Annotated in this window: 14 protein-coding genes; 8 read left to right on the forward strand and 6 right to left on the reverse strand. The window is 60.8% G+C overall.

Features of this window, described 5'->3' with window-relative positions:
- Positions 1-4: 4 nt before the first annotated feature.
- Both I6E56_RS13355 and I6E56_RS13360 read left to right on the forward strand, forming a co-directional pair.
- Positions 5-823 carry a CDP-alcohol phosphatidyltransferase family protein gene (locus tag I6E56_RS13355; protein WP_197138979.1) on the forward strand — a complete coding sequence of 273 codons (819 nt, stop codon included), beginning with the start codon at positions 5-7 and terminating at the stop codon, positions 821-823.
- Positions 820-1,686, forward strand: coding sequence for a glycosyltransferase family 2 protein (locus I6E56_RS13360; RefSeq protein WP_197138980.1), 867 nt, complete (start codon positions 820-822; stop codon positions 1,684-1,686). The genes I6E56_RS13355 and I6E56_RS13360 overlap by 4 nt, the downstream gene beginning before the upstream one ends.
- A gap of 68 nt (positions 1,687-1,754) precedes the next feature.
- On the opposite strand, the gene I6E56_RS13365 is transcribed toward I6E56_RS13360, so the two are convergent.
- Positions 1,755-3,692: a DEAD/DEAH box helicase gene (locus tag I6E56_RS13365; protein ID WP_197138981.1), complete on the reverse strand. Its 1,938-nt coding sequence runs from the start codon at positions 3,690-3,692 to the stop codon at positions 1,755-1,757.
- 71 nt (positions 3,693-3,763) lie between these two features.
- Here I6E56_RS13365 and I6E56_RS13370 point away from each other — a divergent pair, with 71 nt between their 5' ends.
- Complete coding sequence (locus I6E56_RS13370) at positions 3,764-5,176, forward strand: CDP-glycerol glycerophosphotransferase family protein (protein ID WP_231606632.1); 1,413 nt, start codon at positions 3,764-3,766, stop codon at positions 5,174-5,176.
- A 5-nt stretch (positions 5,177-5,181) separates the two neighbouring features.
- Here the strand turns inward: I6E56_RS13370 and I6E56_RS13375 are convergent, their stop codons facing one another.
- The 4 genes from I6E56_RS13375 to I6E56_RS13390 all read right to left on the reverse strand — a co-directional run bounded on the left by I6E56_RS13375 (position 5,182) and on the right by I6E56_RS13390 (position 8,482).
- Positions 5,182-6,015: a hypothetical protein gene (locus tag I6E56_RS13375; protein ID WP_231606633.1), complete on the reverse strand. Its 834-nt coding sequence runs from the start codon at positions 6,013-6,015 to the stop codon at positions 5,182-5,184.
- An 87-nt stretch (positions 6,016-6,102) separates the two neighbouring features.
- A complete protein-coding gene (locus tag I6E56_RS13380) occupies positions 6,103-6,843 on the reverse strand; it encodes an ABC transporter ATP-binding protein (RefSeq protein WP_197138982.1) in 741 nt (246 codons plus the stop codon).
- Entirely contained in the window at positions 6,843-7,643 is an 801-nt protein-coding gene (locus tag I6E56_RS13385; RefSeq protein ID WP_307842862.1) for an ABC transporter permease, read from the reverse strand. The genes I6E56_RS13380 and I6E56_RS13385 overlap by 1 nt, the downstream gene beginning before the upstream one ends.
- 146 nt (positions 7,644-7,789) lie before the next feature.
- Complete coding sequence (locus I6E56_RS13390) at positions 7,790-8,482, reverse strand: NTP transferase domain-containing protein (RefSeq protein ID WP_197138983.1); 693 nt, start codon at positions 8,480-8,482, stop codon at positions 7,790-7,792.
- A gap of 201 nt (positions 8,483-8,683) precedes the next feature.
- On the opposite strand from I6E56_RS13390, the gene I6E56_RS13395 reads away from it, so the two are divergent.
- The 3 genes from I6E56_RS13395 to I6E56_RS13405 all read left to right on the forward strand — a co-directional run bounded on the left by I6E56_RS13395 (position 8,684) and on the right by I6E56_RS13405 (position 12,851).
- Positions 8,684-10,972, forward strand: coding sequence for an ATP-binding cassette domain-containing protein (locus tag I6E56_RS13395; protein WP_307842864.1), 2,289 nt, complete (start codon positions 8,684-8,686; stop codon positions 10,970-10,972).
- A gap of 53 nt (positions 10,973-11,025) precedes the next feature.
- A complete protein-coding gene (locus I6E56_RS13400; protein WP_197138984.1) occupies positions 11,026-12,519 on the forward strand; it encodes a hypothetical protein in 1,494 nt (497 codons plus the stop codon).
- 71 nt (positions 12,520-12,590) lie between these two features.
- Positions 12,591-12,851 carry a DUF3039 domain-containing protein gene (locus I6E56_RS13405; protein WP_197138985.1) on the forward strand — a complete coding sequence of 87 codons (261 nt, stop codon included), beginning with the start codon at positions 12,591-12,593 and terminating at the stop codon, positions 12,849-12,851.
- Between the two features lie 65 nt (positions 12,852-12,916).
- On the opposite strand, the gene I6E56_RS13410 is transcribed toward I6E56_RS13405, so the two are convergent.
- Positions 12,917-14,170, reverse strand: a complete 1,254-nt coding sequence (locus tag I6E56_RS13410) for a nicotinate phosphoribosyltransferase (RefSeq protein WP_197139061.1) — start codon at positions 14,168-14,170, stop codon at positions 12,917-12,919.
- A gap of 111 nt (positions 14,171-14,281) precedes the next feature.
- On the opposite strand from I6E56_RS13410, the gene murI reads away from it, so the two are divergent.
- Positions 14,282-15,118: a glutamate racemase gene (gene murI, locus I6E56_RS13415; protein WP_197138986.1), complete on the forward strand. Its 837-nt coding sequence runs from the start codon at positions 14,282-14,284 to the stop codon at positions 15,116-15,118.
- Between the two features lie 55 nt (positions 15,119-15,173).
- On the forward strand, positions 15,174-15,926 hold the full coding sequence (gene rph, locus I6E56_RS13420) for a ribonuclease PH (RefSeq protein WP_197138987.1): 753 nt from the start codon (positions 15,174-15,176) through the stop codon (positions 15,924-15,926).
- Positions 15,927-15,928: the final 2 nt, after the last annotated feature.

The following is a 15,928-nucleotide window of genomic DNA, read 5'->3' on the forward strand; positions in this document are numbered from 1 at the left end:
TATCGTGTCTCTTCACACACCACCGCAGCACGCAGCGCGCCCTGAGAGCATTGCCCAGTTGCGCGAAGTTACGCAACCTCCCGAGGTGCGATTGCGAGCAAATGCCGAACATTGGACGGCGTCGCTGTATCTGCGCGATCTTTCCCCCTACCTGACTTGGATGCTCCTCAAGACGACCATCAGCGCTAACGGTGTCACTGGACTCATGATCCTTACCGGTTGGCTCACCGCCGCCGCGCTGCTGATCCCCGGAATGACCGGTGCTGCTCTCGCCCTCATCCTGGGTCAACTGCAGATGCTCGTCGACTGCAGCGATGGCGAAGTCGCTCGCTGGCGCAATACACGCTCTCCAGCCGGGGTGTTCCTCGACAAGGTCGGCCACTACAGCACAGAGGCGCTCATCCCGATTGCCCTGGGTATTCGTGCCGCCGGCTGGCCGCTCGATTTCCCTGCTGACTTTGCTTGGACTACTGCCGGTTTTGCGCTTGCGCTCATCATTGTGCTCAACAAGGCGCTCAATGACATGGTGCACGTCGCCCGGGCTAATGCGGGGCTCGAGAAGCTCAGCGATCGCAAGGGGGAAGCGGTGCCGAGCCATAGCGCTATCGCGAAACTGCGTCGCCTAGCTCGTTTCGTGCCATTCCACCGTCTGTACCACTCGGTAGAACTTACGATGGTTGCCTTCGTGACCGCGATCATCGCGCTCTTCGTGCCTGCGTTGGCCGCAGAGCGCGCCGTGCTGCTCATTCTGTTGCCGCTGGCGCTACTCGCCCTCGGCGGACATTTCGTAGCGATCATGGCGTCTAAACGCGTTCGCTCATGATTCACCGCATCGGCGTTGTTTCCCTCAGTCAAGGAAAGCGCCCCGATGACCTCGCGCGCGGACTCGCCTCGCTGCAGGCGCAACAGGGCGTCGAACTCGACATCATCGTCGTGGGCAATGGCTGGAATCCTGCTGGGCTTCCGGATGCCGTACGCGGCCTTTATCTGCCCGCCAACCTGGGCATCCCCGCTGGCCGCAATCGCGGCGTCGAGCACGTGCAGGGTGACTGGATTTTCTTCCTCGACGACGACGCCAGCATCCCCTCTCCGACCTTCTTGAGTGACGCTATCGCGATCATGAAGGCCGACCCGAGCATTGGGTTGCTGCAGCCGCGGGTCGAAGATGCTGAGGGCAAGGAGAATCCGCGCCGGTGGATTCCGCGTATTCGCAAGGGTGATCCGCAGCATTCGAGTGATGTGTTCTCAGCGTGGGAAGGCGCGGTTCTCATGCCGCGTCCGCTCTTCGATGAGATCGGTGGGTGGGGTGATCCCTACTTCTATGCCCACGAAGGTATAGAGCTCGCGTGGCGAGTGTGGGGCGCAGGAAAACGTGCGTGGTACGCGGGAAATCTGGTGGCGAATCATCCGGCAATCGATCCGGCTCGCCACAGCTATTACTACAGGCTCAACGCCCGAAACCGGGTGTGGCTGGCCAAACGAAACCTGCCCGTGCTGCTCGTGCCCATCTATGTGGCCAGTTGGACCGCAATTCAAGTATTGCGCGCAGCAAAGAACCCTGTGGGCATGCGAGCCTGGTGGAGTGGCTGGTTCGCTGGCTGGCGCGAGAACCCCGGTGGACGCCGAAGCATCGGTTGGGCAACCGTGGTGCGGATGGCACGTGCCGGTCGCCCGCCTGTGATCTAGTCCGCCTCGCTCACCTTAACGAACGAACGGCGCCCTGCTTTCGCAGAACGCCGTTCATTGGTGTGAATTTAGTACTTGGTGCGAGGCTTGCGCGTCGGACGATCTTCGTAACGGTTGCCACTCTCGCGTGATGAGTTGTCGCGACCGGAATCCTCACGCGGCGCAGAATCGCGGTTGTTGTAGCCGCGCGATTCTTCACGTTCGCGGTTAGCGCGAGCGCCACCTTCGAATGAGCGATCACGGCTGGGGTACTTGCCGTCTCCGCCACGTGCTCCGCCGCCGTTTGCCTTGCGGTCGGGAGCGATCTCGATCAGCTTGCCGCTGATGCGAGTGTCGCGCAGGCGCTCCAACACGTCTTTCGACATGTCGGCGGGCAGCTCGACGAGCGAGAAGTCGGGACGAATCTGGATGTGACCGAAGTCGTCGCGGCTGAGTCCACCCTCGTTGGCGAGAGCGCCAACGATCTGACGGGGTTCAACACGGTGACGCTTGCCGACCTCGATGCGGTAGGCAGCCATCGGCTTGGTGGAACGGGGACGACGCTCGGGGCGGTCTCCGCCACGGTCTCCACCGCGTTCTCCGCCACGTTCCGGACGATCGTTGCGTGCCTTGCGGTCATCGCGCTCGATGAAGCGCTGCGCGCGTTCCTCTTCTGCCGACAGCAAGAGGGGAGTCTCGCCCTGGGCTACAACGGCAAGCGCGGCTGCAACATCCGCCTCAGGAATGTCGTGGTGCTCAACGTAGTGCGCGATGATGTCTCGGAATGCCGAAATGCGAGGCTGCTGGTTGAGCGCCTCGGTGATGGCGTCATCGAAGCGAGTGAGGCGCGTGGAGTTGACGTCTTCGACCGAAGGAAGCTGCATCTGAGTGAGCGGCTGGCGAGTGGCCTTCTCGATGGCGGTCAGCAGGCGACGCTCGCGAGGAGTGACAAAGCTGATGGCCGAACCACTGCGACCGGCGCGACCCGTGCGACCAATGCGGTGCACGTACGACTCGGTGTCAACGGGAATGTCGAAGTTGACGACGTGGCTGATGCGGTCAACGTCGAGTCCACGAGCAGCAACATCTGTTGCTACGAGGATGTCGAGCTTGCCCGACTTGAGCTGGTTGACGGTGCGCTCGCGCTGAGCCTGAGCCACGTCACCGCTGATGGCGGCGGCAGAGTAGCCACGCGCACGCAGCTTCTCAGCCAAGTTTTCGGTCTCGCTCTTGGTGCGAACGAAGACGATCATTCCCTCGAAGTTTTCGACCTCAAGGATGCGGGTGAGCGCATCGACCTTCTGGGGGTACGAGACAACGAGGTAACGCTGCGTCGTATTTGCCGAGGTGGTGGTCTGCGACTTGACCGTGATTTCTTCGGCGTTGTTCAGGTACTTCTTGGAGATGCGGCGGATCTGTGCCGGCATCGTGGCCGAGAAGAGGGCAACCTGTTTGTCATCAGGGGTGTCGGCGAGGATCGTCTCAACGTCTTCGGCGAAGCCCATTTTGAGCATTTCGTCGGCCTCATCGAGAACGAGGTACTTGAGCTCCGAAAGATCGAGCGTGCCCTTGGCGAGGTGGTCCATGATGCGGCCGGGGGTACCGACAACAACGTGAACGCCGCGGCGCAATGCCGACAGCTGAACGCCGTAGGCCTGCCCACCGTAAACGGGGAGCACGTGCACGCCACGCATGTGGGTGGCGTACTTCTCGAATGCCTCACACACCTGCAACGCGAGTTCGCGGGTGGGCGAGAGCACGAGCGCTTGAGGCTTGCTCTGGGAAACATCGAGGCGCGAGAGAATTGGCAGCGCGAAGGCTGCGGTCTTTCCCGTGCCGGTCTGGGCCAGGCCGACTACGTCGCGCCCTTCCAGAAGAGTAGGAATAGTGGCTGCTTGGATAGCCGAAGGCGTCTCGTAGCCAATGTCGCGAACCGCTTTCAATACCGCATCGCTGAGAGCGAGGTCGGAGAAAGTAATCGCGGTCTCGGTGGTTTCAGACGGTGCGGTTGAATCAGAATCGGTCATTCTATCAATCGTACCTCTATAACCCCCAAAACTATGCGGTTCTCAGCGGTCTCGCCGGGTAGGAGCCTTCAATGAGACGGCAGGTACTATCGAAAGCGCGGTCCAACCACCTGCGGTGTGATCCGCATCGGCTCTATAACGGTGCAGCAGGTGAGGCGTTGAATCGACCCTCCGATGATTTGATTGTGACCATGGCGCTACTAAAAGACTTCACAACCGCACGCAAGGTGGTGCGCTCTATGTTGCGCGCACGCCGCAATCGGCGTCGCGTGGCGAGTCTGGTGGACGCGCATCCGTTGCCCGTTCCTGGTTCAGTGAGCATCGCGGTCTACTTCGCTGATACCAAGGTCAATCTTTACCAAATGCGGCAGTGGTACGCCCCGCTGGCCGAGCTCTCGAAGAGCTTTCCGGTAGCGATCATTGCGCGGTCGCCGAGTACGGTGCTGGCGCTGTGGGATGAAGCGCCGGTTCCGACCGTGTACTTGCGTCGAGTGTCTGAGCTTGAGCAGTTTGTCGCCGAGCAGCCGTTGAAGATCATCTTCTATGTCAACCAGAACGCCAAAAACTTTCAAATGTTCCGCTACGGCCACATGTGGCACGTTTTCATCAACCACGGTGAGAGCGACAAAATGTACATGACCACGAACCAGTTCAAGGCCTACGATTTCAGCCTGGTAGCCGGGGATGCTGCGCTGGATCGGCTGAGCTACAAGCTGTGGGATTTCGACGTCAAGAAGAAGGCAATTCCGATAGGCCGTCCCCAAGCCGATCACTTCGCTGGAGAACTGCCGTACGTTCCAGATAACCGCACCGTCGTGCTGTACGCCCCGACGTGGGAGGGTGACCGAGAGGCTGCTGCCTATGGCTCTATTGCCAGTCACGGCGTTGCTCTAACGACAGCAATTCTGGCGAGCGACAAGCACAGACTGATCTATCGCCCCCATCCGCGCAGCGGCGTCGTGGATCCCGAATACAAACGTGCCAACATTGCGATCATTGCCGCGATTGCGGAAGCAAACGAAACAGACCCGTCGTTGCAGCATATCTACGACGACGGCAAAGAAATGGGCTGGCAGTTAGTAGCGGCGGATGTCGCGATCACTGACGTTTCGGCAATGATCTACGACCGGCTCGCCACCGGAAAGCCGCTCATCGTCACGCGTCCCCTCTCGGAACACGCTGACGTCGATGAGGGCGGCTACCTCGGAGCATGCGAGTGGTTGCGCGCCGATCAAGCTGGCGACATCCTCTCGATCGCTGAGCGCGTGCAGTTCGACACTGAGGCGAAGGAGCGCCTCGGCTATTGGGCTGAGCGTCACTTCGGTGACACGAGTCCCGGCGCCGCGACTGCACGTTTTCATGAGGCAGTTGAGTCGTTGGTCGCGTTGTGGCACCGTCACGCCCAGATTCACATTGGCGATCGGCGTTCGAGCGAAGCGGATCCATTTGAAGATGACGATGACGAGTCGCCCTCACCCGAATAGCTGACCTAGGGCTGATCGTTGTCCTCGAGCTCAACCCAGCCTTGACGTTTGCGCAGGTGGGGGAGTGAGGGCAGCGCAGGAATTTTTTTGCGCTCACCCCGTACTTTGGGTGTCTTGGGGGCTTTCGGTAGCGCGATCACCGGCTCAAGCCACGATGGAAGGGTTGCAGGTGCTGGCCCGAAGCCGTGGCGCGCTGTGCGAATTATTTGCCGGCCCAAAATGTTGTTTCCGCCACCACCGATCACGGCGCCAATGCCGAATGGCATGAGGCGCCCGACGATGTTCGTGCCCTGAGCGGCGGCGTACCGCTTGAGGAAGGTGTGCTTGATGCGATCAGCAATCGGCCCCATGAGCGTGGTCGGCAAACCTTTGGCGAGGGTTTCGCCCCAGTACGCCGAGCGAGCGACGCCCGCGCCGCTGGCTTGAGCGGCGAGTTGTTTCACGAGATCGCTGCCAGCAGTGCCGAGCACCATCGTCATGACGAGGGCGCGTGCACGGTCGGGGTCGTCCACAACAATGCCGTGGACTTCGGTGATCGATTGAGCAAAGAGCGCGCTGGCCTCAAGGAACCCGGCGGTCTCAACGCTCGAGAGCGCGAGCGAGGTTCCTGTGCCGACGGCGGGGATGGCTGCACTCGCCCCCACGAGGGCGCCGCCGGTGGTGACGGCGGCCAGGTAGCGGCGCTCAAGAATGGCAATGAGCTCATCCGGAGTCGCGTGCGGCTTGCTGCGACGGATGCTACGGATGTGAGCCAACACGACAGGACGCTGCACGGTGAGCACCCGGTCAATTCCGCGCACGACCATGGGATGGGAGGTGCTCACTTCGCTCTTAGCCATGGTTTTAAGCGTACCGGAGGACTCTGACGGCACCCCGGGAGTTAGGCAGCTGTTGAGCAACCGTGACGTTGGCGCATCGTCGGTCGGTTAAGAGCCGTAGTCCTCGTTGTAGCGCGCGAGCACATCGTTGATGGGGCCGTCGAGCACGAGCTCGCCTTTGTCGAGGTAGAGGCCTCGAGTGCAGAAGCGGCGCAGGTCTCGCTCGTTGTGGGAGACGAAGAAGAGCGTGCGGCCGCCCTTCAAAAGTTCTTCGATGCGGCGGTAGCATTTTTCGCGGAAGGCCTTGTCGCCAACGGCGAGCACCTCATCCACCAAAATGATGGGTTCTTCGAGGCGCGAGATTACGGCAAAGGCGATGCGCACGCGCATCCCGCTCGAAAGATGCTTATAGGGCGTATCAATGAAGCGTTTGATCTCGGCGAACTCGATGATCTCATCGAAGCGTTCGTTGATCTCGCTCTTAGTCATCCCGTGCAGGCCCGCCGTGAGGTACACATTGTCGCGCACGCTCAAGTCGTCGACGAATCCACCCGTGATTTCGATGAGCGGGGCAACACCCTCGCCTACATGAACAGCACCTTCGTCGGCAAGCATCACTTCGGCCACGAGCTTCAACAGTGTGGATTTTCCTTGACCGTTTCGACCAACGACACCGATCGCCTCACCGGCGGTGACATCGAAACTGACATTGCGCAGCGCCCAGAATTCGTCGGCGCGGGCACGGCGCTTACGGCCGGCAAAGAGATCTTTGAAGTTGCGGCGCGAGCGCCGGTTGAGACGAAAGCGGATGCCGGCGTCTTCGACCCGAATGACGTAATTGTCGCTCATTAGATCTCCTTCAACACTGCACGCTCGGTACGAGTGAAGACGAGGATCCCGACGCCGAGCAGGATGAGGCTCATGAGCGCCCCAATGCCGACCGCGTACCAGTCAAGTTGATCGGGGAAGAACGCCGCACGATAAAGCGAGAAAATGCCGGCGAGCGGATTGAAGGCGGCGAGGCCGTCGATGCCAAGCTTTTCCAAATCAGGGATGCCATAAATGATGGGGGAGGCGTAGAACAGAAAGCGCAGAGCAAGCTTCGTTGCGCGCTCAAGATCCCGGAAAAACACGACGAGGGGCGCAACAATCAGGCCGACGCCCATCGTGAGGATCGCCTGAAGCAGAATGCCGAGGATGAAATAGATGGCTTCCCAGTGAACAACAGCACCGCTAGCGACGGCAAAGAAAGCGAGCACGGGGAGGCTCGCGATGAACTCGATTCCCTTGGAAAGCACGAGTCGTGCAACCCAGATGGTGCGAGGAATTTTGGTCGATCGGATGAGCTTGGCCTCGCGCAGATAGGCACGCGTGGCATCGGACACTGCGCCGTTGAACCACATCCACGGCAGCAGAGCAGCGAGGAGGAACACAATGTAAGGCTGTTCGCCTACGGCTTTGTCGAAGACTTGGGTGAAAACGAACCAATAGATGCCCGCCATGACTAAGGGGTCAAGAACGGACCACACGTAGCCAAGAGCTGAGGTGGAATACCGCACGCGAAGGTCGCGCATGGTGAGCAACCAGAGTGTGCGGCGGTATCGGGTAAGGGGGGACCAAGTAGGTCGCTCCAATGCTGTGTTCGCCACGCCCCTATAGTAAACGGGCGAATTGCCAATCGGCGGCACACGCATGCTGCGCTGTGAGAAAATCTTCTCTTTTCACAGCAATGCCCGCTCCGCACAGAGTGCGAAGCGGGCGATGGCTATGAGGCTCAGTCGAGCCAATCGGCTAGCTAGACGAAGAGGTTGGCGCGCTCGAGGTCTTCAGCGAAGTCCACCTCGATGGCGTACAGGTCAGAAATATCGACGGGCTCGATAAGCAAACGATCTTCTTCGATCGCGAGCTCGATGCCGCGCTCGAAGTAGTCCTGGTCGCCAACCCTCTTGAGGTGGCGCACGAGCGTTGACTTGGCGTCGCGCGAAATGTAGTTGATTCCAACGGCCTCGCCCAGTCCGCCCTTGACGGTCTTCGAGAGTTCCTTGATGTAGCCCTCAGCGTCGGTCGTGTACTTGACTTCTTCGTCAGAGACCTTCGCGGTGTTGACACTGACAAACGACTGGTCGCGAGCAACCATGGCCGCGGCACGCTCAAGAGCGGTGGGGTCGAAGACTACGTCTCCGTTCATCCAGAGGACTCCACCAGGAGCGGATGCCTGCAGCGCACGCATGAGGCTCTTCGAGGTGTTGGTCTGGTCGTACTGCTCGTTGTAGACGAACGATGCCTCAGGGAATGCTTCGATGATGTGCTCGAGCTTGTAGCCAACAACGATCGTGACCTTGGCGTTGTTGCCGAAAGCGTGACGGATGTTGTCAAACTGCTGCTGCATGATGGTGCGGCCATCGCTCAGCTCAGTAAGGGGCTTCGGAAGCGAGCGGCCCAAACGGCTGCCCATTCCGGCAGCTAAAATTACGACCTGTGTAGTCATGGTGGTCTCCTCAGTAGTTCTGGGGCTCGGGTTCAAGGTTCATGATTTACCTACTGTTAACCCGAGAATGGAAAAAACGACACACCCTTGTGCGATAGTCAGGCTAGCTGTGTCGCCCGAGAACTCCATCGATTTTGGAGGGTTGTTGTCTATTTGTGATGCAGGCTCATTCTCTGAGCATCTGATTGGTAGGTTTGGACAGTGGAAAACGCCCAAACACCCGACGAGGGCACGAAGTCTGTTGAAACGCCGGTAACGAAGCCCGCGAGCAGCACCCGGAAGCCGGCTACGGCCCGTGGTTCTCAAGCAAAATCGCCTACCGCTAAGCCAGCAACTTCTGCTACTCGTAAGCCCGCCGCCAAGAAACCGGCCGCGCGCACGACCCCCGCCCGCACGAAAACTGCCGCCGCAAGCGGTGATTCGCCTAGTGCAGAGGCGTCGACTGCGCCGAAGCCGTCGCCGGCGACAGTAAAGAGTGCCGCAGCTAAGACTGACAGCGCTAAGCCAACTCCGGCTGCGGCGAAACGCGCCGCCGCTGCGAAGCCGAGCGACGCTAAGCCCAGTGCGGCCAAGGCTGGTGCTGCGAAGCCGACTGCCGCTAAAGCCGGTACTGCGAAGTCCGGTGCCGCTAATGCTTCTGCGGCGAGGACCACCGCCGCTCGCAAGTCGACATCTCCCAAGCCGACACCGCCGAAACCGACGGCGCCCAAGCCTGTCGCGCCGAAGGCCGCTGTCGCCGAGCCCACGAGTTCAGAGCATGGTGAGAATGGTGAGTCGATTGCGTCGGTTGAGCCGTCGTCCACGCTGACGAAGCCTGCAGCGCTCGACTCGAATGCCGTTGAGTCGCACGACGCGGACGCTCCCATGGATGCTCCCGCCGTCGCAGCTGGCACCGATGACACCACCGATGACACCACGGATGCCGTGACTGCTGACGTCATCGTTGACGTAGTTGATGCTTCGGATTCCACTGATATCGCAGAGGATGCCGACGAGGCAGTGGACGATGCTGAAGCTGAGCCTGCTGAGCCTGCTGAGCCTGCTGAGCCTGCTGGGCCTGCTGAAGCTGAGCCTGCTGAAGCTGTTGTGGCTGAAGAGAAGCCGGATGCTGTGCTCGCCGGTCTCGCACGCCTTCGTGCGCTTGCCTCACAGTTCGCTGCGCCTGCGGCAGAGGCCGCCGAGAAAAAAGCGATAGCCGAGAAAGCAGCCGCTGAAAAAGCGGCGGCTGAGAAAGCTGTCGCTGATAAAGCCGAAGACGACAAGCGTGAAGCGGAACGTGCTGAAGCGGAATTTGCCGAAGCGGAGCGTGCTGAGACAGAACGTGCTGAAGCCGTGCTTGTTGAAGCGGAGCGCGCTGAAGCCGAGCAGGCTGCAAAGGACCGCGCTGAAGCCGATAAAGCTGAGGCTGAGCGTGATGAACCTGAGCCGATCGCTACTGAAAAAGCGGAGGCTGATAACGCTGAAGAGTCAGCGGCAGAGCCTGCTGATGCTGATGCTGATGCTGATGCTGCCGCTACGGCGACCACGAGCAACACCAGCGACGACACAGAACCTGAGCTCGACACCGCGGTGGCGGCAACGACGGCCCCCGCGCCAGAACGTGTGGCAACAGCCGAGGCGGAACCCACCGACGAAAGCGCAACGGAGTCAGAACCCGAACCCGCGGCAGCGAGCGACGCCCTGGTTGCGGTCGACTCCACCCTCGGTCACGGACTTGTCGCGACATCCAGCGACGTTGTTCTTGAAGTCAGCGGATTGTCAAAAGACTTCGGTGACACCGTGGCCGTAGACGACATTCGGTTGAGCGTGCGCGCCGGAGTTTTCTACGGAATTGTGGGCCCCAACGGCGCCGGCAAAACCACAACGCTGTCGATGATCACCGGACTACTGCGCCCCGATTCCGGAAGCGCAACCGTCAACGGGGTCGACATTTGGGAATCGCCGGAGATCGCAAAACGCTCCATCGGTGTGCTGCCCGACCGCCTACGCATTTTTGACCGCCTCACTGGGTCACAACTGCTCTACTACTCCGGCGTGCTTCGCGGACTCGACGCCTCCGAAGTACGCAAGCGTTCCGCAGACCTCGCAACAGCGTTCGGGCTTGACGATGTCATGGGCCGACTTGTGAGCGACTACTCCTCAGGAATGCTCAAAAAGGTGGCACTTGCCGCCGCCATGATTCATTCACCGCGCCTGCTCGTGCTCGACGAACCATTCGAATCTGTCGACCCCGTCTCTGCAGCAACCGTTACCCGCATCCTTAAGCAGTACGTCGATGCTGGAGGCACTGTGCTGCTTTCTAGCCACCGCATGGAGCTCGTACAACGTGTGTGCAGCCACGTCGCCGTCATCGTCGAAGGCAGACTGCTCGCCGACGGAACCATCGATGAAGTCCGCAACGGAATGTCACTCGAAGACCGCTTCGTGCAGCTGACAGGCAAGAACGCCAGCGGGGGAGGGCTCGAGTGGTTGAGCAGTTTCTCCGACTGAGACTTACCATCCTGGCGAATGCCTTTCGTCGAGGCCCGCTCGTAGCATCTGCAATGGGTTTGGTGCTGATCTACAGCGCGGTTCTCTTCGTGATGGCGATTTCGGCTGTTGCCGACCTGCGCAACACCACGCCGGAAGTCGCGGGCGCTTCGCTCGTGGTTTTCGGTTCCGCGGTGCTCTTCGGCTTTCTCGTGATGCCTCTCGGGTGGAACGCGGATGACGCAATCGACCCGCGCAGGTTTTCTTACCTGCCGCTCAGCCGCATCCGCCTCGCATTGCTCCTGCTGCTCGCTGGCGCCGTCAGCATCCCCACGGTGATGCTCGCCGGGCTCGCTGTCGCTCAAGTCGTTGCGTGGTCGGCAAATCCCGCATCGGCTCTCATCGCCGTGGTTTCGGGAATCGTGGTGTTCGTGACAGCAGTCGTCGGGACTCGGTTGGCGAGCCTCATCGCCGCCCGATACTTGAGCACTCGACGCTTGCGGGAAGGGTTCGGCATTGTCGCAATCACCCTCGTCATTGCCTCGCTGCCCATCGCCGTAATGCTCGCCCTTGCCGACTACCAATCCCAAGTGCTTCCGGTAATTCGCCGGGTTGCTGCCGTAATGGAATGGACGCCTCTCGGCGCTGCCTTCAGCGCGCCAGCCTCCGCAGCAGCGGGAGATAGTAGCGACGTCGTCGGCAAGCTTGCGATCGCGGTTGCGTTCCTCGTTTTCCTTGCCGTCTGCTGGTACTTCCTTGTCGGCTATGTTCTTTCTCGTCCCGAGCGCAGTGCCGTCGAAACCTATCGTTCGGGCCTCGGCTGGTTCCGCTTGATGCCGTCAACCCCATTGGGTGCAATTGCTGCTCGAAGCCTCAGCTACTGGGCTCGGGATGCACGCTACTTCGTCGCGCTCGCTGCCATCCCGATCATCCCGATCGGAATGGTTGCGGCTCTGTTTGTGGGCGGAATCGGAGCCGACGTAATCGCGTGGATTCCCGTGCCCGTCATGTGCCTCTTCCTCGGCTGGAGTGCCCACAACGACGTAGCTCACGACAACACCGCACTCTGGACCCACGTCTCGGCCCACACTCGTGGCTCCGACGACCGGTGGGGGCGCATCGTTCCCAACCTGCTCGTGGGTATCCCGCTCGCTGTCGTCGGCAGCATCCTCACGGTTCTTATCGTGGGTAATGGTGGAACGCTACCCGGCCTCATCGGGCTTAGCCTCTGCCTCCTCTTTGCGGGTCTCGGCGTTTCCAGCATCAGCTCGGCCGCATTCCCGTATGCGGCACCTCTGCCAGGGCACGGGGCGTTCATCCAACCTCAAGCGCTCGTCTCGAACGCCGCCACGGTGCAATCGTTCACGTTCGCATTCACGGTGCTATTCGGACTGCCCGTATTGGGAGTCGTCTTCTTCAACCCCTTCACCGCTCTGCAACCACAGTGGGCTGCATTCATCGTTGGCTTGGCCATCGGTCTGGTCGTGCTCATCATCGGTGTCTACTGGGGCGGACGAATCATGGTGCGCCGCGGCCCTGAACTGCTCGCACTCTCCTCACAGAACTGACCCAGCACATCTCAAGCCATCTTTGCGGAAGCAACCACCACGGCTTGTGGCGACGGAAGTAGAATCGATTTATGGCTGACACCGATATCACTGGCGGCGGAACCGACACGCTCGACCGCGAACTCGAAGAACTGCTCAACCAAGAGCAGGTTGAAGAGGGCGACCACGAGCGCTTCTCGCACTACGCGCCCAAAAACAAGATCATGGAATCGGCGCTCTCGGGCAAGCCGATTCGTGCCCTGTGCGGAAAGCTGTGGACTCCGGGCCGTGACCCCGAAAAGTTCCCCGTCTGCCCAACGTGCAAAGAAGTCTACGAAAAGATGAAGGGCTAGCGCTTCCGCTTTTCAGCGCGATTGAGCGGCTGCGCTAAGCGGTAACTGTGTGTCGGCGGCTGCGTTCAGCGGTAGATCGTGGGCAACACTGGTTCTCCGCGTGACAACCGGAACGCAGTCTGAGGCAGTTCTGCCATGGCAGTTTCGCAGTGATCGCGCGCGGCAAGCGTGCCGCTATCGCCGATCCATTGCTGATCGGCTGTTCCGCCCGTCATGAGTGCAACGTTGAGATCTCGGCCCTCGACATCCGGGCGTCCTTCAGACTCTTGATAGATCAATTCCATGGATGCGACGCCATTGTCGAGAGCGCGCACTGCCGCCTTGTGGCCGCCAATGGTCGCCTTCGCGGTCGACTTCTTGGCAACGGAGACCCACTCGCCCGCATCGTTGTGATGGGCCACCAGCTTGTAGACCATGCCTGCGGCCGGGAAGCCGGACCCGGTCACCACGGAAGTGCCGACTCCGAATGAATCCACGGGGGCGGCACGCAGTGCAGCAATCGCGTGCTCGTCGAGGTCGTTCGTCACAGTGATGCGTGTTTTTGTTGCCCCGAGTGAATCCAACTGGGCTCGAACGGCCGCAACTTGAACGGCAAGGTCACCAGAGTCGATGCGCACAGCGCCCAACTCGGTCCCGGCGACCTTCACCGCCAGCTCGACCGCCTTCTCGACATCGTAGGTGTCAACAAGCAGCGTGGTCGAGGGGCCTAGCGCGTCAACCTGTGCCTGAAAAGCTTCTTCTTCAGAGTCGTGCAGCAGTGTGAACGAGTGCGCTGCGGTTCCCATCGTGGGCACGCCCCAGCTTCGTCCTGCTTCCAGATTGCTCGTGGCGCTGAATCCCGCAATATAGGCGGCGCGAGCGGATGCCACGGCGGAGCGTTCGCCGGTGCGGCGTGACCCCATCTCCGCCAGGGGGCGCCCGTCGGCGGCAGACACCATGCGCGCGGCAGCGGACGCGACAGCGGAGTCGTAATTCAGCACGCTCAGCGCAAGTGTCTCCAGCAGCACAGCTTCGGCGAAGGAGCCCTCAACGGTGAGCACGGGGGACCCGGGAAAGTACGCGTCACCCTCGCGGTACCCACTGATATCGCCGGTGAACCGGTAGTTGGCGAGCCAATCGACGGTCGTGGGGCTCACAATGGCATTGCGCGAAAGGAAGGCGAGTTCGTCATCGCCAAAGCGGAACTGTTCGATGAGTTCGAGAAGGCGTCCGGTTCCCGCAACAACGCCGTAGCGACGGCTGTCGGGAAGGCGGCGGGCAAACACTTCGAACACGCACTGGCGTTCGTGGCGGCCACTGCCGATAGCGGCGTCGAGCATGGTGAGCTCGTATTGGTCAGTTAGTAGAGCGGTACTCACCCGACCAGAGTACGCGACAGTCCCTCAATGCTGTCGGGGAGTGTTCGGGCATCCACCACTACGATTGAAGACGTGACTGATGCACCTATTGGCGTTTTCGACTCCGGAGTCGGTGGCCTCACCGTAGCCCGAGCGATTATTGACCAGTTGCCGCACGAATCGATTCTGTATGTGGGCGACACTCTGCACTCGCCCTATGGCCCGAAGCCGATTGCCGATGTGCGTCGCTACTCCCTTGAGATCATGGATCGTCTCGTCGACGACGGCGTGAAGTTACTTGTGATCGCCTGCAACACCGCCTCGGCTGCGATGCTGAGGGATGCCCGCGAGCGGTACACCGAGGCGCGCGGCATTGAAGTGGTCGAAGTGATCCAGCCCGCTACGAGGGCGGCAGTGCGTCAGACCCGCAATGGTCGAGTCGGAGTGATTGGCACCGAGGGCACGATCAAGTCGCGGGCTTACGAAGATGCGTTTGCTGCGGCATCCGGCATCGAATTGTTCACGCAGGCCTGCCCCCGTTTTGTGGAGTTCGTGGAAGCCGGCATCACAACCGGGCCAGAAGTTCTTGCTGTCGCCGAAGAGTATTTGGCGCCGCTGAAGGCTGCCGAGGTCGACACTCTCGTGCTCGGCTGCACCCACTATCCGCACATTTCTGCCGCGATTCAGTATGTGATGGGGCGGGATGTCACGCTCGTCTCGAGTGCGGAAGAAACCGCCTACGACGTCTACAACACACTGGTTGCGCACAATCTGCTGCGCGATTCCACGGAACCCGCTCGCCACGCCTTCGAGGCGACCGGCCCAGATAAGCAGGGTTTCACCAGTCTGGCTTCCCGCTTCATGGGGCCGAACATCGTGCGCGTCGAGACCTTCGAAACCGGCGCGATTAGCTTGCCGCCGCTCCCGTAGCGAGCCCCCTTCACGAACACCAGATTTCACCGATAGACCGATAGAGAGTAGAGACATGACCCGTCACGATGGCCGCGAAAACAACGAACTGCGCGAAGTAACAATCGAGCGCGGATGGAGCGACCAGGCTGAGGGCTCAGCGCTAATCTCGTTCGGCAAGACGAAGGTGCTGTGCACGGCATCCTTCACTAATGGTGTTCCGCGCTGGATGGCCGGCAAGGGCAAGGGCTGGGTTACGGCCGAGTACTCGATGCTTCCGCGCAGCACGAACAGCCGCATGGACCGCGAAGCCGTCAAGGGCAAGGTCGGCGGCCGCACCCACGAAATCTCGCGCCTCATCGGTCGCAGCCTGCGCGCTGTTGTCGACATGAAGGCGCTCGGCGAAAACACGATCGTGATCGACTGCGACGTTCTTCAGGCCGATGGCGGAACCCGCACGGCAGCGATCACTGGTGCCTACATCGCGCTCGCTGACGCCATCGAGTGGGGCCGTGAGAAGAAGTTCATCGGCAAGAACTCGAAGGCACTCTTCGATTCGCTCGCCGCAGTGAGCGTCGGAATCATCGACGGTGAGCCAATGCTCGACCTCGCCTACGTCGAAGACGTCCGTGCCGAGACCGACATGAACGTCGTCGTCACCGGCCGTGGTCTATTCGTTGAGGTTCAGGGCACAGCCGAAGGCGCACCCTTCGACCGCCGCGAACTCGACTCGCTGCTCGACCTTGCTCTCGCGGGTGGCACGCAGCTCACGGCGATCCAAGCCGCAACCCTCGGCCACACCACCGCCACTACCCACACTGGCGCGTAGCA

This window comes from Salinibacterium sp. NK8237, from assembly GCF_015864955.1.
In the GTDB taxonomy this organism is placed as follows: Bacteria; Actinomycetota; Actinomycetes; order Actinomycetales; family Microbacteriaceae; genus Rhodoglobus.